The sequence below is a fragment of the Streptomyces musisoli genome (assembly GCF_016741855.1).
Classification (GTDB): Bacteria; Actinomycetota; Actinomycetes; order Streptomycetales; family Streptomycetaceae; genus Streptomyces; species Streptomyces musisoli.
On record NZ_JAERRH010000003.1, the window covers coordinates 885,341 to 908,655 of the forward strand.

At 71.6% G+C, this 23,315-nt stretch carries 19 protein-coding genes and 1 other RNA gene; 5 read left to right on the plus strand and 15 right to left on the minus strand.

Features of this window, described 5'->3' with window-relative positions; all coding sequences use genetic code 11:
- Positions 1–238: 238 nt before the first annotated feature.
- From JK361_RS12205 to JK361_RS12215, 3 genes are all read right to left on the minus strand, one after another.
- Positions 239–1,876: a beta-N-acetylhexosaminidase gene (locus tag JK361_RS12205; protein ID WP_201815847.1), complete on the minus strand. Its 1,638-nt coding sequence runs from the start codon at positions 1,874–1,876 to the stop codon at positions 239–241.
- Between the two features lie 208 nt (positions 1,877–2,084).
- Positions 2,085–2,375 (minus strand): DUF3039 domain-containing protein, encoded by a 291-nt coding sequence (locus JK361_RS12210; protein ID WP_201815848.1) that lies wholly within the window; start codon positions 2,373–2,375, stop codon positions 2,085–2,087.
- Positions 2,376–2,404: 29 nt separating this feature from the next.
- Positions 2,405–2,977 (minus strand): YqgE/AlgH family protein, encoded by a 573-nt coding sequence (locus JK361_RS12215; protein WP_201815849.1) that lies wholly within the window; start codon positions 2,975–2,977, stop codon positions 2,405–2,407.
- Positions 2,978–3,256: 279 nt separating this feature from the next.
- Here JK361_RS12215 and murA point away from each other — a divergent pair, with 279 nt between their 5' ends.
- A complete protein-coding gene (gene murA / locus JK361_RS12220) occupies positions 3,257–4,597 on the plus strand; it encodes a UDP-N-acetylglucosamine 1-carboxyvinyltransferase (RefSeq protein WP_201815851.1) in 1,341 nt (446 codons plus the stop codon).
- A gap of 178 nt (positions 4,598–4,775) precedes the next feature.
- On the opposite strand, the gene JK361_RS12225 is transcribed toward murA, so the two are convergent.
- The 6 genes from JK361_RS12225 to JK361_RS12250 all read right to left on the minus strand — a co-directional run bounded on the left by JK361_RS12225 (position 4,776) and on the right by JK361_RS12250 (position 11,994).
- Positions 4,776–5,057: an HU family DNA-binding protein gene (locus JK361_RS12225; RefSeq protein WP_014673024.1), complete on the minus strand. Its 282-nt coding sequence runs from the start codon at positions 5,055–5,057 to the stop codon at positions 4,776–4,778.
- Positions 5,058–5,350: 293 nt separating this feature from the next.
- Positions 5,351–6,766: an NAD-dependent malic enzyme gene (locus JK361_RS12230; RefSeq protein WP_201815852.1), complete on the minus strand. Its 1,416-nt coding sequence runs from the start codon at positions 6,764–6,766 to the stop codon at positions 5,351–5,353.
- Positions 6,767–7,155: 389 nt separating this feature from the next.
- Complete coding sequence (locus JK361_RS12235; RefSeq protein WP_201815854.1) at positions 7,156–9,519, minus strand: HelD family protein; 2,364 nt, start codon at positions 9,517–9,519, stop codon at positions 7,156–7,158.
- Between the two features lie 220 nt (positions 9,520–9,739).
- The gene (locus JK361_RS12240) at positions 9,740–10,519 is read right to left on the minus strand and encodes an anti-sigma factor family protein (protein WP_307787246.1); all 780 of its coding nucleotides are present in this window, start codon (positions 10,517–10,519) and stop codon (positions 9,740–9,742) included.
- Between the two features lie 50 nt (positions 10,520–10,569).
- Positions 10,570–11,154: a sigma-70 family RNA polymerase sigma factor gene (locus JK361_RS12245; protein WP_184958216.1), complete on the minus strand. Its 585-nt coding sequence runs from the start codon at positions 11,152–11,154 to the stop codon at positions 10,570–10,572.
- A gap of 246 nt (positions 11,155–11,400) precedes the next feature.
- The gene (locus tag JK361_RS12250) at positions 11,401–11,994 is read right to left on the minus strand and encodes a CGNR zinc finger domain-containing protein (protein WP_201815863.1); all 594 of its coding nucleotides are present in this window, start codon (positions 11,992–11,994) and stop codon (positions 11,401–11,403) included.
- A gap of 421 nt (positions 11,995–12,415) precedes the next feature.
- Here JK361_RS12250 and JK361_RS12255 point away from each other — a divergent pair, with 421 nt between their 5' ends.
- On the plus strand, positions 12,416–13,789 hold the full coding sequence (locus JK361_RS12255) for a nitrate/nitrite transporter (RefSeq protein ID WP_201815865.1): 1,374 nt from the start codon (positions 12,416–12,418) through the stop codon (positions 13,787–13,789).
- 86 nt (positions 13,790–13,875) lie between these two features.
- Positions 13,876–15,027 carry a uroporphyrinogen-III synthase gene (locus JK361_RS12260; RefSeq protein WP_201815867.1) on the plus strand — a complete coding sequence of 384 codons (1,152 nt, stop codon included), beginning with the start codon at positions 13,876–13,878 and terminating at the stop codon, positions 15,025–15,027.
- A 121-nt stretch (positions 15,028–15,148) separates the two neighbouring features.
- Here JK361_RS12260 and JK361_RS12265 read toward each other — a convergent pair whose 3' ends face one another.
- Positions 15,149–16,837, minus strand: a complete 1,689-nt coding sequence (locus JK361_RS12265; RefSeq protein ID WP_201815869.1) for a hypothetical protein — start codon at positions 16,835–16,837, stop codon at positions 15,149–15,151.
- A gap of 326 nt (positions 16,838–17,163) precedes the next feature.
- Between JK361_RS12265 and JK361_RS12270 the strand changes: the two genes are divergently transcribed.
- A complete protein-coding gene (locus JK361_RS12270) occupies positions 17,164–17,517 on the plus strand; it encodes a VOC family protein (RefSeq protein ID WP_201815871.1) in 354 nt (117 codons plus the stop codon).
- A gap of 114 nt (positions 17,518–17,631) precedes the next feature.
- On the opposite strand, the gene JK361_RS12275 is transcribed toward JK361_RS12270, so the two are convergent.
- Positions 17,632–18,645 (minus strand): LysR family transcriptional regulator, encoded by a 1,014-nt coding sequence (locus tag JK361_RS12275; protein WP_201815872.1) that lies wholly within the window; start codon positions 18,643–18,645, stop codon positions 17,632–17,634.
- Between the two features lie 84 nt (positions 18,646–18,729).
- Between JK361_RS12275 and JK361_RS12280 the strand changes: the two genes are divergently transcribed.
- On the plus strand, positions 18,730–19,968 hold the full coding sequence (locus tag JK361_RS12280) for an MFS transporter (RefSeq protein ID WP_201815873.1): 1,239 nt from the start codon (positions 18,730–18,732) through the stop codon (positions 19,966–19,968).
- 69 nt (positions 19,969–20,037) lie between these two features.
- On the opposite strand, the gene ssrA is transcribed toward JK361_RS12280, so the two are convergent.
- The 4 genes from ssrA to ftsX all read right to left on the minus strand — a co-directional run bounded on the left by ssrA (position 20,038) and on the right by ftsX (position 23,284).
- Positions 20,038–20,406, minus strand: a transfer-messenger RNA (tmRNA) gene (ssrA, locus tag JK361_RS12285).
- A 113-nt stretch (positions 20,407–20,519) separates the two neighbouring features.
- Positions 20,520–21,062 carry an SsrA-binding protein SmpB gene (gene smpB, locus JK361_RS12290; RefSeq protein ID WP_236052889.1) on the minus strand — a complete coding sequence of 181 codons (543 nt, stop codon included), beginning with the start codon at positions 21,060–21,062 and terminating at the stop codon, positions 20,520–20,522.
- Positions 21,063–21,129: 67 nt separating this feature from the next.
- Complete coding sequence (locus tag JK361_RS12295) at positions 21,130–22,299, minus strand: S41 family peptidase (protein WP_201815874.1); 1,170 nt, start codon at positions 22,297–22,299, stop codon at positions 21,130–21,132.
- Positions 22,300–22,366: 67 nt separating this feature from the next.
- Positions 22,367–23,284 carry a permease-like cell division protein FtsX gene (gene ftsX / locus JK361_RS12300; protein WP_201815875.1) on the minus strand — a complete coding sequence of 306 codons (918 nt, stop codon included), beginning with the start codon at positions 23,282–23,284 and terminating at the stop codon, positions 22,367–22,369.
- Positions 23,285–23,315 lie beyond the last annotated feature (31 nt).

Below are 23,315 nucleotides of genomic sequence, written 5' to 3' on the forward strand. Positions count from 1 at the left end.
TCCCGCTGCCCCACCTGGTCCCGCCTGTGTTGCCGTACGGTACGTGCTGACAGGGCGGACGACGCAACTCTGGCACATCTTCGCAAGGCCCGAACGCGGGGGTCCGCTAGGAGGCATTCGCCCACCTCAGCAGGGAGATGGTCCGTTTTCGCACGGCATCACCGGTACACGCGGATTGCCACTCTTCGGTGATCCTGTCGGTATTTTTCCGTTACCTGTTCGGGGGCGGCCCGCGCCGCTACCGGTTCGGGGGCGGCCCCTCGATCGGACGCCCGGGCACGCCGGGACGCTTCTGCCACGGGCGGGGCCCGGTGGGCGGCCGGTAGGCGACGCCGAGGGCGTCAAGTCGCCGGTAGTGGGCGGACATCCGGCGTTCGAAGCCGACGAAGTCCCGGTCCGCCGGGGCGGGCAGCGGGCTCCAGGCGACCTCGGCGAAGGCCGCGAGGCGGGGGAAGGCCTGGTAGTCCACGCGTGCGGAGTCCTCCATCACCTCGGTCCACACGTTGGCCTGGGTGCCCAGCACCCGCCGGGCCTCCTGGCCGGTGAGCCCGGCGGGCACCGGCTCGAACCGGTAGACGTCCTCCAGGGTGCGGACGAAGCCGATCGGTACGGGCTCGTCCTCGCCCGGGGCCTGACGGTGGTCCAGGTACACGTACTGCTCGGGGCACATGACCACGTCGTGGCCGGCCCGCGCGGCGGCGACACCGCCCCCGTAGCCGCGCCAGGAGGAGACGGCCGCGCCGGGGGCGAGCCCGCCCTCCAGGATCTCGTCCCAGCCGATCAGGCGCCGCCCGCGGGCGGCGAGCCAGGTGTCGAAGTGCCCGATGAACCAGGACTGGAGCGCGTCCTCGTCGGTGAGGCCGAGGTCCGCGATCCGCGTCTTTGCGGTCACGGAGTCGGTCCACTGCTCCTTGCGGCACTCGTCGCCGCCGACGTGGACGAACTCCGAGAACTCGGCCGCGTCCGCGGGGAAAAGCTCCAGGACCTCCTCGAACACCCCCTCGTAGAACCGCAGGGTGGCGTCGGTGGGAGCCAGCACGTTGGCGGAGATGCCCCAGTCGTCCCAGACGGACAGGGCGGCGGTGTCGACGACGTCGGTGTTGCCGAGTTCCGGGTACGCGGCGATGGCGGCCTGCGAGTGGCCCGGTACGTCGATCTCGGGGACGACGGCGATGTGCCGTTCGGCGGCGTAGGCGACGATCTCCCGGATGTCGTCCTGGGTGTAGTAACCCCCGTGGGGTTTCTCGTCCCAGAGCGGCGAGGCCCGGTGGCCGAATCTGGTCCGTGAGCGCCAGGAGGCGATCTCGGTCAGTTTCGGATAGCGCTTGATCTCGATCCGCCAGCCCTGGTCGTCCGTCAGGTGCAGATGCAGGACGTTGAGTTTGTGCGCGGCCATCAGGTCGAGATAGCGCAGCACGCCCCCCTTGGGCATGAAGTGCCGGGCGACGTCGAGGAGGAGGCCGCGCCAGCGGAACCGCGGGGCGTCCTCGATGACCTGGTCCGGGATGCCGAGGCGGGCGTCCGGCCGTACGGGGGCGCGCCGGAAGGCGTCGGGGCCGAGCAGCTGGCGCAAGGTCTGCGCGCCCCAGAACACGCCGGCGGGTCCGCCGCCGCGGATCTCCACACCCCCACCGGCGACGGCGCCGAGGCGGTACGCCTCCGGCTCCAAGGCGCCGTCCAGCAGCAGCCGCACACCGTCGCGGGCGTCCCGCGGTCCGGGGCGCAGCGGCAGGCCCAGGGCGGTGCCGAGCGTGGCGCGCAGCCAGCGTTCGGTGCGCTCCGTCCCCGGGGCGGCCCAGAGCGTGGTGTCACGGCCGAGCGGCACGGTGCTCCGCGCCGGCCCCTCGACGGCGCGCGGCGCCGGGATCAGTTCCATGGCCTCAGCCCTCCCCGCGCGATGCGTTGCGCATCGCGCAACGACCTTTGCTTCATGCACAACGGATGCGACGACGCCTCGAAGGCTAGGGAGTACGCCGGAGCCCCACAAGAGGTCTGGACCAGTTGGCGGTCCGAGAACGCGGAGGTCCCCGGGACGCGCTCGCCGCGCGTCCCGGGGACCTCACCGCCACCGGACGGGCCGGGACCTACTTGTCGCCGCCCTTGCCCTTGCCCTTGTCGTCGCCGCCGCTGCCCATGGACTCGTAGATCTCCTTGCACATCGGGCAGACGGGGTACTTCTTCGGGTCGCGGCCCGGCACCCAGACCTTGCCGCACAGCGCCACGACGGGGGTGCCGTCGAGGGCGCTCGCCATGATCTTGTCCTTCTGGACGTAGTGGGCGTAGCGCTCGTGGTCGCCGTCGCCGTGGGACACCTGTGGCGTCGGCTCTACGAGGGTCCCCGTACCAGTCCCGCGCTCGGGCTCGAGAGTGCTCATAACAGCCAGGGTACTGAAGCTCACAGGCATCAGTTGAGCGAAGGGTCGTCCGGATACGTGGCGACCATCGCCAGCTCACCGCGCTGGCGCCGCAGCACCTCGCGCCACAGTCTCTCGGGGGCCGGCGAGGACACGTCGCCGGGCTCGGACTCGACGACGTACCAGGCTCCTTCGACCAGCTCCTCCTCCAGCTGGCCGGGGCCCCAGCCGGCGTAGCCGGCGAAGATCCGCAGACTGCCCACCGCCGCCGCCAGCAGTTCCGGCGGGGCCTCCAGGTCGACCAGGCCGATCGCGCCGTACACCCGCCGCCACCCGAGCGGGGCACGGTCGCCGTTCGCGCCGCCCGGGATGACCGCCACGCCCAGCGCCGAGTCCAGCGACACGGGGCCGCCCTGGAAGACCACGCCGGGCTCGCCGGCGAGGTCGGCCCAGTCCTCCAGGATGTCGCCGACGACCACCGGGGTGGGACGGTTGAGGACGACACCGAGGGAGCCCTCCTCGTCGTGGTCGAGGAGGAGCACGACCGCACGGTCGAAGTTCGGGTCCGCCAGGGCGGGGGTGGCCACGAGCAGCCGCCCTGTGAGCGAGGACACCTCGGTCATGCCAGACATGATCCCGCATCTTCCCCCGGCGTGGGGACCCAATCGCGGGTGCGGGAGTGAACGCAGCTCAGAGCGCATCGAAGCGGGGCGGGCGCACACCCTCCCGTCCGGTGACCCCTTGTGCCCGATAGGGAACGGTTCGTGTTGTGACACAGCTATGACGCGACTGGGCGGCCCTTGGGCTTACGGGAGGGGGGTAATAGACGATTACCCTGTCTTCCCGGCCCCTGCGCACAGTGATCGGCCGGACCCTGACCAACTCATCGGAACGCGAGATTCATGACCGTCAACGACGATGTCCTGCTTGTCCACGGCGGAACCCCGCTGGAGGGCGAGATCCGTGTCCGCGGTGCGAAGAACCTCGTACCGAAGGCCATGGTCGCCGCCCTGCTGGGCAGCGAACCGAGCCGACTGCGCAATGTTCCGGACATCCGTGACGTGCGGGTCGTCCGCGGCCTGCTCCAGCTGCACGGGGTGACGGTCCGTCCGGGTGACGAGCCCGGCGAACTGGTGATGGACCCGACGCGCGTCGAGAGCGCCAACGTCGCCGACATCGATGCCCACGCCGGTTCCAGCCGCATCCCGATCCTCTTCTGCGGCCCCCTGCTGCACCGCCTCGGTCACGCGTTCATCCCGGGCCTCGGCGGCTGCGACATCGGCGGCCGGCCCATCGACTTCCACTTCGACGTGCTGCGGCAGTTCGGCGCGACGATCGAGAAGCGCGCGGACGGGCAGTACCTGGAGGCCCCGCAGCGGCTGCGCGGCACGAAGATCCGGCTGCCGTACCCGTCCGTCGGCGCGACCGAGCAGGTGCTGCTGACGGCCGTCCTCGCCGAGGGCGTGACGGAGCTGTCCAACGCGGCCGTCGAGCCGGAGATCGAGGACCTCATCTGCGTGCTGCAGAAGATGGGCGCGATCATCGCGATGGACACCGACCGCACCATCCGCATCACCGGTGTGGACAAGCTCGGCGGTTACACCCACCGCGCCCTGTCGGACCGGCTGGAGGCCGCGTCCTGGGCGTCGGCGGCTCTCGCGACCAACGGCAACATCTACGTCCGGGGCGCGCAGCAGCGCTCGATGATGACGTTCCTGAACACCTACCGGAAGGTGGGCGGTGCCTTCGAGATCGACGACGAGGGCATCCGCTTCTGGCACCCGGGCGGCCAGCTGAAGTCCATCGCGCTGGAGACGGACGTGCACCCCGGCTTCCAGACCGACTGGCAGCAGCCGCTGGTGGTGGCCCTGACCCAGGCCACGGGCCTGTCCATCATCCACGAGACGGTGTACGAGTCCCGGCTGGGCTTCACCTCCGCCCTGAACCAGATGGGCGCCCACATCCAGCTGTACCGCGAGTGCCTCGGCGGCTCCGACTGCCGCTTCGGCCAGCGCAACTTCCTGCACTCCGCGGTCGTCTCCGGACCGACCCGGCTCCAGGGCTCCGACCTGGTCATCCCCGACCTGCGCGGCGGCTTCTCGTACCTGATCGCGGCGCTGGCGGCCGAGGGCACGTCCCGCGTCCACGGCATCGACCTCATCAACCGCGGCTACGAGAACTTCATGGAGAAGCTCATGGAGCTGGGCGCGAAGGTCGAGCTGCCGGGCAAGGCGCTCGGCTAGCGGAACACCAAAGGGCGGCCCCCCTTCGGCGGAAGGGGGGCCGCCCTTTGCGGTGTCCTCGGCTGAGGCGCCCCGAAGGGGCGCGGGGAACTGCGCGATCAGCCGCAACGGACCCGCAGTCACCCACCGCGCTCCGATCGAACGGCGCTTCAGCGGGCCGGCGCTCGAAGCGGAGCGTTTACTTGCCCTTGGCGGCTTCCTTGAGCTTGCTGCCCGCGGTGACCTTCACGCTGAAGCCGGCCGGGATGTTGATGGGCTCGCCGGTCTGCGGGTTGCGCGCGGTGCGAGCGGCACGGTGGGTGCGCTCGAAGGTCAGGAAGCCGGGGATGGTGACCTTCTCGTCGCCCTTGGCGACGATCTCGCCGACGGTCTCGGCGAACGCGGCCAGCACGGCGTCGGCGTCCTTGCGGGTCACCTCGGCGCGGTCGGCCAGCGCGGCCACCAGCTCACTGCGGTTCATGTTGTTACTCCCGTGTTTTTCTTGCCGTTGGGATGTGCCACGCGGCGGAGCCGCCCGAGGCACTGCGATGCCGATGCGCTCGCGCCCAGGGACGCATCCTGCCCCTACCTGCGGCGGGAAAGCCAATCCGGCACCCGTAGGAGTCGTGAGAACACCCTGGGGAGTCACACGAAAAGCGCCCGCTCGGCCGTCACCCTAGAGGGCGCCCGGCATCCGGTGGTTCCGCGACGCGCCGGTGCGAGGGGCTGCCGTGGTGATGCTCACAGCCCCCTGCACAGTACGGCACGTCGCGGTCAGGCCGTCGCGCCGGCCGCCTTGGCGGCCTCGCGGACCGCCCCGGCCACGGCGCCCGCGACCTTGTCGTTGAAGACGCTCGGGATGATGTAGTTCGGGTTCAGCTCGTCCTCGGTCACCACGTCGGCGAGGGCCTTCGCGGCGGCGAGCATCATCTCGGTGTTCACCGTCCGGGACTGGGCGTCCAGCAGACCGCGGAAGACACCCGGGAAGACCAGCACGTTGTTGATCTGGTTCGGGAAGTCGGAGCGGCCGGTGGCCACGACGGCCGCCGTCTGCCGGGCGACCGCCGGTTCGACCTCGGGGTCCGGATTCGCGAGCGCGAACACGATGGCGCCGTCGGCCATGGCGGCCACGTCGTCGCCGTCCAGGACGTTCGGGGCGGAGACGCCGATGAACACGTCGGCGCCGCGCACGGCCTCCTTCAGGGTGCCGGTGAGGCCCTCGTGGTTGGTGTTGTCGGCGATCCAGCGCAGCGGCGAGTCGGCCGGGGCGTCCACCAGGTCCTCGCGGCCGGCGTGGACGACACCATGGATGTCGGCGACCACTGCGCTCTTCACGCCGGCCGCGAGCAGCAGCTTGAGGATGGCCGTACCGGCCGCGCCGGCGCCGGACATGACGACCCGGATGTTCTCGATCGCCTTGTCCGTGACGCGCAGGGCGTTGGTCAGGGCGGCGAGCACCACGATGGCGGTGCCGTGCTGGTCGTCGTGGAAGACGGGGATGTCGAGGGCCTCGCGCAGCCGGGCCTCGATCTCGAAGCAGCGCGGCGCGGAGATGTCCTCGAGGTTGATGCCGGCGAACCCGGGGGCGATCGCCTTGACGATCTCCACGATGGCGTCGCTGTCCTGGGTGTCCAGGCAGATCGGCCAGGCGTCGATGCCTGCGAAGCGCTTGAAGAGGGCCGCCTTGCCCTCCATGACCGGCAGCGCGGCCTTGGGGCCGATGTTGCCGAGGCCGAGCACGGCGGAGCCGTCCGTCACGACCGCAACGGAATTGCGCTTGATGGTGAGGCGGCGGGCGTCCTCGGGGTTCTGGGCGATGGCCATGCAGACGCGGGCCACACCCGGCGTGTAGACCATGGAGAGGTCGTCACGGTTGCGGATGGGGTGCTTCGACGCCATCTCGATCTTGCCGCCGAGGTGCATCAGGAACGTACGGTCGGAGACCTTGCCCAGGGTGACGCCCTCGATGCCGCGCAGCTTCTCGACGATCTCGTCGGCGTGCGCGGTGGAGGAGGCCGCGATGGTGACGTCGATGCGGAGCTTCTCGTGCCCGGACGCGGTGACGTCGAGGCCGGTCACCGAGCCTCCGGAGGACTCCACGGCGGTGGTGAGCTGCGATACGGCGGTTCCGCTCGCGGGCACCTCCAGCCGGATCGTCATCGAGTAGGAGACGCTGGGCGCCGTTGCCATGGCCGACTTCCTCTGCTTTCACCGTGTCGCGAGTTGTGCCGTCCGATCGTCGCACCTACCGCCGAGTACGTGGTAGTCGCCCTGGGTTACGGACGTTTTGTTCACGCGAGGTTCTCTGCCGGGTTGTTAGTTTCGGAAAACCACTTCCACCATACGAGAAACGATCAGCCAGGGAAAGGGGACGCGGGGGCAAAGAAGGAGGCCCACGTCACATCCGTGACGTGGGCCTCCCACACGTTCATGACACCGACCCGCCATGCTCGCCTCGCGGCAAGTGGTCCCTCTGAGGGACGAAGGTTGGGCCCGGGGGCTTGGATCGGGCCGGTGCCACGTCAAGGCTAACAAACGGATCCCGCACGGCCATTCCCGCGCCGGAAGTTCATCGGCCGCTAATCCCGCAGGAGGTCCGGGACCCCCGCGGCGTCCGGCTCGTCCCGCTCCCCCGACACCACCGTGAGCTGCTGGGTGGCCCTGGTCAGCGCCACGTACAGCACCCGCAGCCCGGCCGGGGACTCGTCGGCGATCTCCGCGGGCGAGACGACGACCGTCGCGTCGTACTCCAGGCCCTTGGCCTCCAGGCTGCCGAGCGCGACGACCCGGTCGCCGAGTCCGGCCAGCCAGCGCCTGGCCTCCTCGCGCCGGTTCATCGCGACCACCACGCCGACGGTGCCGTCGACCAGCCCGAGGAGCCGCTCGGCCTCCGCCCGCACGGCCGCCTCCAGCGAGCCCCCGGCGACCGCGAAGCGCGGCTCCACCCCGGTGGACCGCACGGCGGACGGGGCCTCGGAGCCGGGCATGGCGAGCGCTAGCACCTTCGCGGCCAGCTCGGCGATCTCGGCCGGGTTGCGGTAGTTCACGGTGAGCTGGAAGCGGCGCCGGGGCCGGGTGCCGAGGGCCTCGTCGCGGGCCTCGGCCGCCTCGTCCGGGTCGGACCAGGAGGACTGCGCCGGGTCGCCGACGACCGTCCAGGTGGCGTGCCGGCCGCGGCGGCCGACCATGCGCCACTGCATCGGCGTGAGGTCCTGCGCCTCGTCCACGATGACGTGGGCGTACTCGGTGCGCTCCTGGGCCAGCCGCTCGGCCCGCTCCCGCTGCGACTCCTCGCGCACCGGCATCAGCTCCTCCAGGCCGGTGAGCTGGTCCAGCGGGTCGAACTCGCGCTTCTTCCGCGGCCGGGACGGGACTCCGAGGATCGCCTGGAGTTCGTCGAGCATGGCGATGTCGTGCACCGAGTGGCCGTCCCGCTTCAGTGAGCGGGCGACCTTGCGGACCTCGCCGGGGTTGAGGATCCGCCGGGCCCAGCGGCCCAGCCGTCTCTCGTCCGCCATGGCCGTGAGCACGTCCTTCGGGGTCAGCTCGGGCCACCAGGCGTCGAGGAAGCCGATGAAGGCGTCCTCGCCGGTGACGTCCTCGTCGAAGGACGAGCGCAGCTCGGCGGCCAGCTCCGGGTCGGTGTGCCGGGTGGCGCCGCCGGACTTGGCCCACAGGGCGTCCAGCAGCAGCTTGCGGGCGCGCGGGCGGAGCAGGTTCACCGGCGCGGTGCCGCCGAGGGCGGTACGGCGGATACGTTCCAGCTCGTCGGCCTCCAGTTCGAGGCGGCGCCCGAAGGCGACGACCCGCAGGCGGGAGGGCGGGCCGTCGAAGGCCGGCCGTGCGCCGTCCTCGTCCAGGGCGAGCTGCCCGGCGGGGGCGGCCGGCCCCAGCTCCAGGACGCCCCGGGCGGCCTTCCGCAGCACCTTCAGCATCCGGTACGAGCCCTTGGCACGGGCCACGGCCGGGGAGTCGTACAGGCCGGCCTCCGCGCCGTCGACCAGTGAGCCGATCGCGCGGATCGCGACCTGGCCCTCCTCGCCGAGCGAGGGCAGCACGCCCTCGGTGTAGGCGACGAGCAGCGGCGTCGGGGAGACGATCAGGATGCCGCCCGCGTAGCGTCTGCGGTCCTGGTAGAGCAGGTAGGCCGCGCGGTGCAGGGCGACGGCGGTCTTGCCGGTGCCCGGGCCGCCCTCCACGTAGGTGACGGAGGCGGCGGGGGCGCGGATGACCAGGTCCTGCTCGGCCTGGATGGAGGAGACGATGTCCCGCATGGTGTGGCCGCGGGCCTGGCCGAGGGCGGCCATCAGGGCGCCGTCGCCGATGACGGGCAGTGCGCGGCCGTCGAGGGAGGCCGTCAGCTCGGGCCGCATCAGGTCGTCCTCGACGCCGAGCACCCGGCGCCCCTTGGACCGGATGACCCGGCGTCGCACCACCCGGCCGGGCGCCACGGGCGTGGCCCGGTAGAAGGGCGCGGCGGCGGGCGCGCGCCAGTCGATGACCAGCGGGGAGTAGTCCTGGTCGAGGACGCCGATGCGGCCGATGTGCAGGGTCTCGGCGATGTCGGCGGTGTTGTCGTCCCGCACGGCGCCCTCGGCGGGCTCCACCGCCGTGTACGCCCCGTCGGGCCCCTTCTTCCCGTCCTTGCCGAGCAGCAGGTCGATGCGGCCGAAGAGGAAGTCCTCGAATTCGTTGTTCAGCCGGTTCAGGTGGATGCCGGCCCGGAAGACCTGTGCGTCCCGCTCGGCCAGCGCGCCCGGGGTGCCGACCTGGCCGCGCTGGGCCGCGTCGTGCATGAGGAACTCGGCCTCGTGGATCTTCTCCTCCAGCCGCCGGTACACCCGGTCCAGGTGTTCCTGTTCGACGCTGATCTCTCGGTCACGGACGGAATCCTGTGCGTCGTGTACCGAGCCGACCGCGGACTGCTGAACCTGAGCGGCCACCGGGCCCCCTTCTGACGTGCTGGGCAGCCGTCAACCGTACGCGAAGGGGGCCCGGGAGGCTACGGCAAGGGGCCGCGGCGCCCGGCGGGCGGGCAGTCCGTGACGAAAAGGCGCGGGAGACCGTGCGAGCGACCCCTGCGGGCCCGCGCCCTACGACGAAACGGCACCCGCCCTGAATTCGCGGGGTCCCGGGGGCACGGCCCCCGGAGAACGGCGTCCGCTACGCGTCCACCTGCACCAGCTTCTTGCCCTCGAACGTCACCACCTCGAAATGGTCGATCTCGTTCGGCTGGAAGGCTGCCGCCCCACCGATGTAAAGCGGTTTCTTCGCGTCCTCGGTCTTGGCGTCCGGGAGGCCGTAACCCCAGTTCGGCACCGACCAGGACGACATGGTCACGCGCTGCCCGTTCTTGGCGACGAGCACCAGGGAGCACTTCAGCGGGCCCTTGACGTTCTTCAGCTCCAGCACCGCCTGGGTGCCCCAGTCCTTCTCCGCCATGGCGACGGTCGCGCTGACGTGGGTCGACGCGTCCGTGGCGGACTTCTTGTCGGACATGGTGCTGAAGGTCGCCTGGGCCGGCGTCGCCGCGACCTGGCCGCCGTCGTCGGATCCGCCGCCGATCGCCACCGCGGCCAGCGGGCCGGCGATGATCAGCGCGGCGGCAGCCGCGATCATGTAGAAGCTGCGCCGGCGCTTCTGGGCGCGCTTCTCGGCGACGTCGTCGACCAGCTTCTCCACCAGCCGCGGGCTGGGCCTCGCGGACAGCGAGTCGCCGATCGCGGGTGTGCTGCCGGAGCCCGGCAGGTCCGCGAGGGCGGCGAGCATCGGCTCCATTCCGGCCAGCTCGTCCAGTTGCTGGGCGCACCATTCGCAGCCGGCGAGATGCGCCTCGAAAGCGGTTGCCTCGGCGTCGTCGAGAATCCCGAGGGCATAGGCGCCGACGGTCTCGTGTTCACTCGGCACCGAAGATCCCTGACTGGGGTTCATGGGCCCAGACATACCCGGACCACCCGGTCCGAATCCCTGCATTCCCCCGTACCCGTTGCTCATCACGCCGTCACCCCCCGCTCCTCCAGTGCCAGCTTCATCGACCGCAGGGCGTAGAACACCCGGGAACGGACGGTTCCGCTTGGTATGCCCAGCGTTTCGGCCGCCTCATTGACGGTACGCCCTTTGAAGTACGTCTCGACGAGCACCTCCCGGTGGGCCGGGGTCAGGTCGTCGAGCGCATCCGACAGCGTCATCAGCCACAGCGCCTTGTCGATCTCGTCCTCCGCGGGGATGACCTCCAGCGGCGACGGATCGACCTCCTGCGGCCGGGCCTGCCGGCTGCGGTGGCCGTCGATGACGATGCGGCGTGCGACCGTCACCAGCCAGGGGCGTACCGAACCGGTCGCCCGATTGAGCTGACCGGCGTTCTTCCAGGCACGGATGAGTGTTTCCTGCACGACGTCCTCGGCGCGCTGCCGATCACCGGCGACCAGTCGCAGGACATACGCGAGCAGAGGTCCGGCGTGCTCTCGATACAGCGCACGCATCAGCTCCTCATCCGGCTCCGAGGGCTGTGAGGACATGCGATGTCGGGCCCTCATTCCACGTTCATTGGCCACGGCCGCATCCTTGCGCACGCCCACCTCCGGTGTCCGGGGGTTCCCCCAGTCGGTCGCTCGCCCACCCGTACGGACCGAGGCCACACAATGTTCAAAACGGAGTGACAGATTTCTCCGGGGTGACGTGACGAGCGGGACATGCGCGCACATTCCCACCAGGTGATCTTTACATTTCCGACACATCGCCGGGAGTGCCGGACGATACCCGTGTAGAGGGCAACGAAACTCCGTGTTACCGAAATCACTTCGGTCTCAGGGGTCTCGGCAGCCTCAGGCGCGTGCGAGTGCGGCCCGCCGCCGGTGCCGGGCGACCCTCTCCCGGTTGCCGCACACCTCGCTGGAACACCAGCGCCGGCGCCGCCCACGGGACGTGTCGACGTAGACGAGGGGGCAGTTGTCCCCCTCGCACTCCCGCACCGCGGCCCGCGCGACGGGATCGGTGAGCAGCTCCACCGCGTCCCGGGCGACGACGGCGAGCAGCGCGGCGCAGGCGGGCGGCGCCGCCAACTCCCTCACCAGGCCGCCGTCCGGCCCGCGTACGGCGAGCGGGACCGGGGGCGCGGACCGGGCGGCCTCGTTGACCCGGCCGAGGGCCCGCCCGTACGCCGGTGGCTGCGCGCCCCGCATGCACCGCACCAACAGGTCGACGCTTCCCCGCAGTTCCCGGAAGCCCACCAGCCAGGAGCCGTCGGCGTGTGCCAGCGACGTACCGGCCGGCACCAGCCCGGCACCCCCGATCCACGCGCGCAACGCCCCGACCCCGTCCAGGCGTTCGCCCGGGTGCGCGGTGGCGAGCAGGTCCAGGCACACCCGCCCGGCATCGAACCGCAGCTCGTACGGGGGCGTGGCGCTACCGAATGCCATGTGCGAGTCACCGCCTGGGCAGAACCGTGCGGAAGCGTGCGGGGAGCCGTTGCGTCCCCCTCTCACAGTGCCCGCCCGAAGGGTGCGCCGGAACCCCTCGTACCGCTGTCCGTCATCGCCGGCCGCCCTTCGGCACGCCGCCGGGCGGCCGGCCGGCGCGCCCGGACTCCCCGTCGGCGCCGGTCACGGCCGGGCGGGTGACCTCCACGTCACCGTGGTGGAGGCACCGGATCGCACCGGTGGCCGGGCCCGGGCCCGCCATGACCCCGCAAGAAGCCGTCTCACCGGTGGCTCCCCCGTCGAGTGAGAGCAACGTTCCCTTCCGGTCATCCGCGGCCACAGGGCCCGAAACGCGCCGTCCCTACCTTCGGGCCCAGTCAGTGGTCGGCAGACCGAGCAGCCGGAGCATCGTGGAGGCGTGATGACAGCCCCAGCCCCAACCCATCGCGGTGGCCGCTGGATCGAGCGTTGGGATCCGGAGGACGAGGGTTTCTGGAACGCGACAGGGGAGCGGATCGCGCGCCGGAACCTCTGGTTCTCCGTGCTTTCCGAGCACATCGGGTTCTCCGTCTGGGCCCTGTGGTCCGTGCTGGTCCTGTTCATGGGCCCGGAGTACGGCCTGACCCCCGCCGACAAGTTCCTGCTCACCTCGGTGGTCACGCTGGTCGGCGCGGTCGTCCGGGTGCCGTACACCTTCGCCGTGGCCGTCTTCGGCGGCCGCAACTGGACGGTCCTGTCGGCGAGCATGCTCCTCGTCCCGGCCGTCGCCGCGTTCGTGGTGATGGAACCGGGGACGTCGTTCTCCACCTTCCTCCTGGTGGGCCTGCTGGCCGGGATCGGCGGCGGCAACTTCGCCTCCTCCATGACCAACATCAACGCTTTCTTCCCGCTGCGGAGGAAAGGGTGGGCGCTCGGTCTCAACGCCGGCGGCGGCAACATCGGCGTGCCCGTCATCCAGCTGGCCGCGCTCGCCGTCATCGGCGCCGGCGGCGGCCCGCGCCTGCTGCTCGGGATCTACATCCCGCTGATCGTCGTGGCCGCCGTCCTCGCCGCGCTGTTCATGGACAACCTGGCCACGGTGCGCAACGACACCGGCGCGGCCAAGGACGCCGCGAAGGACGCCCACACCTGGATCATGGCCTTCCTCTACATCGGCACCTTCGGCTCCTTCATCGGCTACAGCTTCGCCTTCGGCCAGGTGCTGACGAACCAGTTCGGCCGGACCCCGCTCCAGGCGGCGTACCTCACCTTCATGGGCCCGCTGCTCGGCTCCCTCGTCCGCCCCATCGGCGGCCGGCTCGCCGACCGCTTCGGCGGCGCCCGCATCACCCTGTGGAACTACGTCGCCATGGCCGCCGCCACCGCCGTGCTCGTCGTGGCCGGCATGGAGAAGTCGCTGCCGCTGTTCGTGTCCGTCTTCGTCGTGCTGTTCGCGCTCAGCGGGCTCGGCAACGGGTCCACGTTCAAGATGATCCCCGGCATCTTCCAGGCCAAGGCCCTGGCCGAGGGGCTGGAGGGTGAGGCGGCGGTCGCCCACGGCCGGCGGCTGTCCGGCGCCGCCATGGGCCTCATCGGAGCCGTCGGCGCGCTCGGCGGCGTCGGTATCAACCTCGCCTTCCGCCAGTCCTTCCTCGCCTACGGCTCCGGCACCGGCGCGTTCGTCGCCTTCCTCGCCTTCTACGCTGTCTGCTTCGTGGTCACCTGGGCCGTATACCTTCGCCGCCCCGCCGGGAAGGTTGCGGCCACGGCAGCCGCTTCGGAGTCGAAGGCCCAGCTCAGCTACGCCGAGGTGTGACGTAACACCGGTGACATCAAGCCGAACCGAGCCTGTCACGGATCGTTGACAGGCTCGATCGGCGTGCCGGTCAGCTAGGAGAGTCCATGAACGACGAAGAGCAGCAACCCGAGCACGGTCCCCTCGCCGGGTTCACCGTGGGCGTCACCGCCGCGCGCCGGGCGGACGAACTCGGCGCCCTGCTCCAGCGGCGCGGCGCCAGCGTGCTGCACGCCCCCGCCCTGCGGATCGTGCCGCTCGCCGACGACAGCGAACTGCTCGCTGCCACGAAGGAGATCATCGACGAGGTGCCGGACGTCGTGGTGGCCACCACCGCGATCGGCTTCCGGGGCTGGGTCGAGGCCGCCGACGGCTGGGGGCTGGGCGAGCAGCTGCTCGGCCGGCTGCGCGGGGTACGGCTGCTGGCCCGCGGCCCGAAGGTCAAGGGCGCCATACGGGCGGCCGGCCTCACCGAGGAGTGGTCGCCCTCCTCGGAATCCCTGGCGGAGGTGCTCGACCGCCTCCTGGAGGAGGGCGTCGACGGCGACCGCATCGCCGTACAGCTCCACGGCGAACCCCTCCCCGGCTTCGTCGAGTCGCTGCGTGCCGCCGGGGCGGAGGTGCTCCAGGTCCCGGTCTACCGCTGGATGCCCCCGGAGGACCTCGGCCCCCTGGACCGCCTGCTGGACGCGGCCGTCACCCGCGGCCTGGACGCCGTCACCTTCACCAGCGCCCCCGCCGCGGCCTCCCTCCTGGCCCGCGCGGCGGACCGCGGCCTGCTGGACGAGCTGCTGCCGGTCCTGGCCCACGACGTCCTCGCGGCCTGCGTGGGCCCGGTCACCGCGCTGCCCCTCCAGGCCCACGGGGTGGAGACGGTCCAGCCGGAACGCTTCCGCCTCGGCCCGCTGGTCCAGCTCCTGTGCCAGGAGCTCCCGGCCCGCGCCCGGTCGCTGCCCGTGGCCGGCCACCAGGTGGAGATCCGCGGCCACGCGGTCCTGGTCGACGGCGGCCTCAAGCCGGTCCCCCCGGCCGGCATGGCCCTGCTGCGCGCTCTGTCCCGCCGGCCCGGCTGGGTCGTGTCCCGCGCCGACCTGCTCCGGGTCCTCCCGGGGGCGGGCCGCGACGAACACGCCGTGGAGACGGCGATGGCCCGCCTCCGCACGGCCCTCGGGGCCCCGAAGCTCATCCAGACGGTGGTGAAGCGGGGTTACCGCCTGGCCCTGGACCCGGCGGCGGACGCGAAGTACGCGGACGCCTAGGGTTCTTCGTTCGGATCAGCCCGGCATGATCCGAACGAGAGGCCCTAGGCCAGGGGCCGAGGCCGTCCGAGGGGCGCACCGGCCCCCTGGCCGCTGCCTCGGCCCACAGTGGTGCGGATCCTCAGGCCGACCTGCGGCGCACGACGACGACGAGCACCGCGCCCAGCCCCAGGGCGAGGAGCGCGCCGCCTCCGAGGAGCACGGCGCCGCCGGCGCCGGTCGACGCGAGCCCGCCGCCGGAGGTGCCACCGGAGGAGGCCGGGCCGTCACCACCGGTCGCGCCGGTGGAGCCGGACGTGTCGCCGCCGGAGGCCCCGGGGCTCGGATCGGCCGAGGGACCGCCGGGGGCGCTGGGGCTCGGATCGGCCGAGGGGCCGCCGGTGGTTCCCTGCGTGCTCCCGTCGTCGTCGGCGGCGTTCAGGACGATCCATGCCGAGTTGTTGTCCTGGTCGGGCTCACTCGGGTAGTCGAAGGGCTGCATCCGGATCCTGCCCTTGGCGTTCTCCACGACCTTGTCGATGCGCAGCTCGAACGGGAAGGTCAGGTTCGCGTCCTCCAGGACCGGCGTGTGCGCCCAGCACCCGTAGCCGTCCGAGCCGTCGTCGAGCCGGCCGGCCCAGCAGTCCTCGGGGATCTTGGTCGCCGTCGTGCCCGGCGGCAGGGCGACATACACGAGCATCGGGTCGTCGTCCGGGGGTTCGAGGCCCCGGACCCAGGCGGGGCCGAGGTTGCGGAAGCCGACGTTCACCGTCACCTTGTCGCCCACCGCGCCCCGCGCCGAGTCGCCCGTGATCAGGATGTCGTAGGAGTTGTCCTGGGGCAGCCACGCCGTGCCCTTGCTGGAATAGACGCCCGAGGGGGTGCCCGCCAGTTTCCTCAGGGTCAGCGGCGCGCCGGTGCCCGGGGTGTAGCCGCCGGTCTTCGGCAGGGCCTTCGCCTGCCCGGCGTCGGCCGGGGCGAAGCTGTAGGTGAAGAGGTCGTTCAGGGCGAACGCGGCGGTCTTCACCTTCAGCGGCTCGGTCACCTCGTAGGCCGCCCCCGCCTCGTAGACGCCGGAGACAGCGCAGATCGCGTCGGTGCCCTGGTCCTTAAGGGGGCCGTCGGTGGTGTGCCGGTAGACGCAGTTCCCGTAGCTGTCGGGGAAGTTCAGACCGCGAGTGCCGCGGAAGCGCAGCACGACGCCGTCCGCGGGCGCGCGCCCGGCGTTGCGCAGGCCGAGCGGTGCGCCCCAGGTGCCGCCCACGCCGACCCCCGGCGCGGGCAGTTCGTGGCTGACGATCCTCGAGTCGCTCACCACCACCTGGATGTGGAGCGGCGCGAAGGCGACGCCCTCGCCCTCGCCGGTGACCGTGATCTCACCGAACCGCCTGGGTGAGCCGCCGGCGGGGATGTCGAGGCGGATGCCGCCGAGCACGTCGGCCTTCTCCCCGGCGTGGATCCGGTCGCCCTCGCAGGTGGCGGTCGCACCGCTCGTGGTGCAGGGGAGCTTCGCCTGCGCGACGCCCGCCAGGCCGCCGGCATCGATCGTGATCCTGTAGCGGCCCTGGTGGGCGACGGGCACCTCCCCGTCGTCGCCCGGCTCGTCGCTGCCGGGTGCCGCGAGGCGCAGGGTGATCTGCGGCTCGGCCGGATCACCGTTGTCGCCCTGGAGCGACAGGTCGACGTGGTTCTCGCCGGTGATCCTCACCGGCAGCGGGTCGCCGTCGGCGGCCAGCGCGGGCACAGCGGCACCGGACCCGGCGGCCAGCACGGTGGCCGCCACGAGTCCGAGCCCGGCCCGGAAGATGGATCTGCGGACGGGACGTCTCATCAACGCCTCCTTGTCGCATGTAGGACCCTGAGGGAGCGCTCCCTGACGAGCACTCACCCTTCGGACAGCCGGGGTCCGTGGTTCGTTGCCCACCGGCGCGTCACAGAGCCATCACGGATGCCGTCGGCCGTCGGCACTGCCGGGGCACGGCCGTACGGAGGCCTGGAGGCGGGCCAAGGCAACAAGTTGACGGTATGTCAGCTCGACGTGGGGGCCGCGCGCCGCCCGCGACCGCCCACACGACTCGCCCCGCAGGGGAACGGGGTGTGCGGCGGGCGATGGTGTGGTGCCTGCGCGCCCGGTCGCCGTCCTGGCAGGATGGCGGCATGGAACGTGTACTGGGTATCGGCGGATACTTCGTGCGGGCGGCCGACCCCGAGGCCTTGGGCGCGTGGTACCGCGACTGCCTGGGCCTGGACGCCGACGAGCACGGTGTGTGGCGTCAGGAGGCGGGGGTGACGGTGTTCGCGACGTTCGAGTCCGAGACCGGCTACTTCGGCTCCCCCGCCCAGCGGACCATGCTCAACTTCCGGGTGCGCGACCTGGATGCGATGCTCGCCCAGTTGCGCGCCAAGGGTGCGGACGTGGCTGCGGAGACCCAGGACATGGAGGGGGTCGGCCGGTTCGGCTGGGTCACCGATCCCGAGGGCAACCGGCTCGAACTGTGGCAGCCCGCCTGACCTCGTCGTCACGCGGGCGGGAGCGTGCCGGCGTCCGCCTCTCACCCCTCGCCCACGTGCCGGTGTCGGTCTGACGCCCCTCGCTCACGGGCCGGTCGGTCTCACACCCGTCGCTCACCGGCGTGCCGGTGTCCGCGTCCCACGCCCTGGCTCACCGGCGTTCAGGACGCCCTCGTCGGCCGCCGGCAGCCACCCGTCGTCCGGCCGCCGCAGCCACCCCTCCGCCTCCGCGAGTTCCCGCGCCGCCGTGCGCAGTGCGTCCAGGCCGGGGTGGGCCAGGCCCTTGCGCCACACCAGCGAGACCGGTGACAGCGGCACGGGCGAGACCAGGGGCCTGCACACCCGCCGGGTCATGGCCGGGAAGTCCACCACGGCCAGCACCGGATTCCGGTTCTTGGCCATGATCCGTTCGAACTCCTCGTCCCCGACGGCCAGCGGGAGCGGGGCGGCCAGGCGGATGCCGCGCCCCTCGAAGAGCGCGCACGCCAGGCCGGTCCACTCCCGGGTGCGCGGGTTGCCGGCACCGGCGTAGACCGTCTCCCCGGCCAGCGCGGCCAGCGGGACCTCGGGCAGCCCGGCCAGCGGGTGGTCCTCGGGCAGCACGACGGCCATCGGCTCGTACCGCACGGGCTGGTGCGCGAGTCCGGAACGCAGTGCCGGGTCCAGGCCGGCGAAACGGCCGAAGGAGACGTCCAGCCGGCCGGCCAGCAACTCCCCGGCGGCTCCGGTCAGACCGCTCTCGTACCGGGCCATCAGCTCGCAGTCCGCGACGAGTTCACGCGCCCGGTGCAGCACCCGGTGCCCGGTGACCAGCCCCTGGAAATTGAGGTCCACCAGCAGCGGACGGGCCTGCCCGGCGGCGAACGCGGCGAGCAGGTCGTCCTGGGCGGCGAGGACCCGGCGCGCGTGCGGCAGCAGGCGTTCGCCGTCCGGGGTCAGCGTGACCTGCCGGGTGGTCCGCAGGAACAGCTCGGCACCCAGCTCCCGCTCCAGTCGCCGCACGTCCCGGCTGAGCGCCTGCTGGGCGACGTACAGGCGGGCCGCGGCCCGGGTGAAGTGCAGTTCCTCGGCGACGGCGACGAAGGCGCGCAGCAGGCGGGGGTCCGGGTGGGCGGCGGGGGCGGGCATAGCGGCGAACCTACAACGCCAGTGCGTCAATCGGTATCCACAAGGTGTTGGACCCGGTGATCCGCTTCGGGTGACGGTAGCCGCATGCCGCAGCAGACCACCAAGGACGACCCGATACGGGCCCGCAGCCGACACTTCGCGGGGTACCGGCGCCTCTTCGGGCTCCCCGGCGCCCGCGCCTTCACCGCCGGGAACCTCATCGCCCGCCTCCCCATGGGGATGTTCAGTGTGAGCGCGGTCGTGATGATCGCCGGGGCCCGGGGCTCGTACGCCCTCGCCGGCGCGGTCACCGCGACCGGGCTCGCGGCGACCGCGGTGGCCGGGCCCTGGCTCGCCCGGCTGGTCGACCGGCACGGGCAGGCCCGGATCGCGTTGCCGGCCACGGCCGTCTCCGCGCTCGGCAGCCTCGCACTGCTGCTGTGCGTGCGCTACGGCGCCCCCGACTGGACCCTGTTCGCCGCCTACGCCTGCACCGCGACCACCCCCAACATCGGCGGCCTGTCCCGTTCCCGCTGGGCCCACCTGCTGCGCGACGAACCCGGCACCCTGCACATGGCGAACGCGTTCGAGCAGGCCGCGGACGAGCTGTGCTTCATGCTCGGACCGGTGCTCGCGTCCTTCCTGACCGGGACGCTCTTCCCGGAGGCGGGCACACTCGTGGGCGCGGTGCTGCTGACGGCCGGGATGGCGCTGTTCACCGCCCAGCGGGCGACCGAGCCGCCGCCGCAGGCCCGCTCCAAGGCGCCGTCGCCGCTGCGCAGCCCCGGCATCCCGCCGCTGCTGATCTGCTTCACGGCCACCGGCGCGGTGTTCGGTTCGATGGAGGTCACCACCATCGCCTACGCCGACGCACAGGGACACCGTGCGGCGGCGGGTGCCGTGCTCGCCCTCCAGGCGGCCGGCTCGTGCGCGGCGGGGCTGGTGTACGGAGCGCTGAAACCGGCCGCGCCCCGGCTGCACCGGTGTCTGGCCGCCATGGCGGTACTCATGACGCTGCCCTGGGCGGCGGCCACCACGGGCTCGCTCGTGGCGCTCGCCGGTGCGCTGCTGGTCGCGGGCATGGCGACCGCGCCCACCATGGTCACGGCGATGACCCTGGTGCAGGAGCGCACCCCGGCCGACCGGCTGAACGAGGGCATGAGCCTGATGGTGACCGGGCTGCTCGCCGGCATCGCCTGCGGCTCGGCGGCGGGCGGCTGGGCGACGGAGCACCTCTCCCCCGTCGCCGCCTTCGCGGTACCGGCCGCGGCGGGCGCCCTGGCCCTGCTCGCCGGCCTGCGCTCAGCCCGCGACGTGGGCCGGAACGACCCGGCGCAGGCATGACGAAGGCCCCGCCGCGCGGAGCGGCGGGGCCTTCGCCCACATGGGAAAGGAGGCTCGGGAGCCTCCCGATCGTGGAGATGGCGGGAATCGAACCCGCGTCCAACGGTGCGGAATCAGGGCTTCTCCGTGTGCAGTCCGCTGTGATTTTCTCAGCCCCGGCGATCACGCGAACAAGTCGCCGACGGGCTCAGTCACTGTTTGGTTTCCCTCTTCACCCCGTGACCGGGATCAAGGTTTAGTTCCCTAGCTGATGCCAGGATCCGGGTCGGGAACAGCCCCGGGCTGACACTTCGCAAGTCGCTACTTAGGCAGCGAGGGCGAAGGAATCGCGCTTGGTGTTGGCGATTATTTTTTGCGACATATGGTTTACGAGATCATTGCCGCTTCCTCGACACGCTTCCCCTGCTTCGACAGCCGCTGTCGAAACCGATCATCCCCATGTTGTTTTTTCAATCCCTCCGGGTGGAGGGGCGCGCACCCTCTGTGGGGTGCAGTGCCATCGTACGTGACCAACGCACGACGGTGCCAGCCTATTCCCGTGGGTCGGGCCGCTAGACGCCGCGCTGCCTGCGCTTCGCCGCCGCGATCGCCCGGTCCGACTCCCGCCGGTCCTGCTTCTCCCGCAGCGTCTGCCGCTTGTCGTACTCCTTCTTGCCCCGCGCCAAGGCGATCTCTGCCTTCGCCCGGCCGTCCTTGAAGTAGATGGCGAGGGGCACGATCGTGTGACCCGTCTCCTGGGACTTCGACTCCAGCTTGTCGATCTCCTCGCGGTGCATGAGCAGCTTGCGCTTGCGGCGCGCGGAGTGGTTGGTCCAGCTGCCCTGGTGGTACTCGGGGATGTGGGCGTTGTGCAGCCACGCCTCGCCCCGGTCGATCTGGACGAAGCCGTCGGTCAGCGAGGTCCGCCCCTCGCGCAGCGACTTGACCTCGGTGCCCATGAGTACGATCCCGGCCTCGTAGGTGTCGATGATCGCGTAGTCGTGCCGGGCCTTCTTGTTCTGGGCGACGATCTTGCGCTTGCCGCCCTTCTCGCCGTCCCTGGCCTTGGCGGCCCCTCCGCCCTGCTTGGGCTGGGACTCCTTGGGTACGTACATTCCCTTGCTCATAGTGCCGACCATTTTCGCACCACGGAGGGGGTGTGGGGGAAGCGCATTAACGGGGTCACGACGCGTCGCCGAGGCCCGCGAGGACCCTCGCGGCCCGCCGCAGGGGCCAAGGCCCCGCCTCCAGGTCCGGTGTGATGCCCCGGCCGTCGACCGTGTGTCCGGAGGGGGTGCGGTAGTGGCCGACGGTCAGCTCGGCCACGGAGCCGTCGGGCAGTTTCGTCGGCATCTGCACGGAGCCCTTGCCGAAGGTGCGGGAGCCGATCACCACCGCGCGGCCCCGGTCCTGAAGGGCGCCGGTGAGCAGCTCGGCCGCGCTCATGGTGCCGCCGTCGACGAGCACCACCAGGGGCCGGGCGGTGTCGCCGCCCGGGGCGGCGTGCAGGGAGCGCTGGTCGCCGTCGACGTCGTAGGTGGCGACCAGGCCGCCGTCCAGGAAGGCGGAGGCGGTCCGCACCGCCTCGGTGACCAGGCCGCCCGAGTTGCCCCGCAGGTCGAGGACCGTGCGCCCGTCGGCCGGGGCCGCGCGCAGGGCCTCGCGGGCCGCGTCGGCGGAGCCCTTGGTGAACGCGGAGATCTTCAGGACGGTGACCCCGTCGGGCAGCCGGCGTGCGGTCACGGAGTCGGTGGACAGCCGGGCCCGGTGCAGGGTCTCGCTCCACGCGCGCGTGCCGCGCTGGAGGCCGAGGGTGACCGTCGTGCCCGCCGGGTCGTCCTCGGCGTCCCCGCGGAGTAAGGCGATCACCTCGGTGACCGGCCGCCCGTCGACCCGGTCGCCGTCGACGCTGCGCAGCCGGTCGCCGGTGCGGATCCCGGCCGCGGCCGCGGGCGAGCCCGGCTGCACCTTCGTGACCTCGATCCGGCCGTCCGGCTCCTGGCGTGCCCACAGGCCGACGCCGGTGTACCGGCCGTCGAGCGCGTCCTGGAACTCCTCGTACTCGCCCTCGGAGTAGACGGCGCCCCAGCGGTCTCCGCTGCGGCTCACGGCGCGTTCGGCGGCCTCCATGGGGGACTTGCCGTCGGCCATCGCCTCGGCGGCGGCCTCCTCGACGGCCTCGTGCCGGCTGGCCGGGCCCACCGGCCCGGCGACGGCCTTCCGCGCGGGGCCGTCGGGCTCCGGGAAGGATCCGGTGGCGGCGCCGGCGATCAGCACACCGGCGAAGACCAATGTCAGGGCGGCCCCGCGGTGGATGCGGCGGGGCTGACAGAACGGGTCACGGCCTGACATGGCGGTGAGTCTAGGACAACGCGAAGGGCCGTACGGGCGGATGCTCGTACGGCCCTCTTGGCATGCGTCACACCTTCAGGTACTTGCGCAGCGCGAAGAACGCCGCAAGGGACGGCATCAGCACGCTGGTTGCGAGGATCAGCGGCAGCTTGGTCAACACCGCGTCCCAGCCGACGAAGTTGATCAGCGTGAGCTTGTGGGAGAGGTCCATGCCGTGGTCGATGGTGAAGTAGCGGCCGACCACGAGGCCCACGCAGGCGAGGCCGCCGCCGATGAGCCCGGCGACCGCGGCCTCGGCGATGAACGGCGCCTGGATGTAGAAGCCCGAGGCACCGACCAGGCGCATGATGCCGGTCTCGCGCCGGCGGCTGAACGCCGAGACGCGCACGGTGTTGACGATCAGCAGGAGGGCGACGATCAGCATCATCGCCATCACGCCGAGCGCGCCCCGGTTCATCAGGTTCAGCAGCTGGAAGAGGTTGTCCAGGATGCCCTTCTGGTCCTGCACCGACTGCACGCCGTCGCGCCCGTTGAACGCGGTGGCGATCACCTGGTACTTCTGCGGGTCCTTGAGCTTGATCCGGTACGACTCCTGCATCTGGTCCGGCGTCAGCGAGCCGGCCAGCGGCGAGTTGCCGAACTGCTCCTTGTAGTGCTTGTACGCCTCGTCCTGCGACTCGGAGGTCACGTTCTCGACGACCGGCATCTTCTTCAGGTCCGCGAGGATCTGCTTCTTCTGGTCCTCGGTGACCGCACCCTTGGCGCAGTGGACGTCGTTCTCCGCGTCGTGCTTGTTGCACAGGAAGATCGAGACGTTGACCTTGTCGTACCAGTAGCCCTTCATGGTGCTCACCTGGTCGCTCATCAGCAGCGAGCCGCCGAACAGGGCCAGGGACAGGGCGACGGAGACGATGACGGCGAAGGTCATCGTCAGATTGCGGCGGAGACCGACACCGATCTCCGACAGGACGAACTGGGCGCGCATGGCGGGTTCTTCAGGCCTTTCGGGAGCTGGG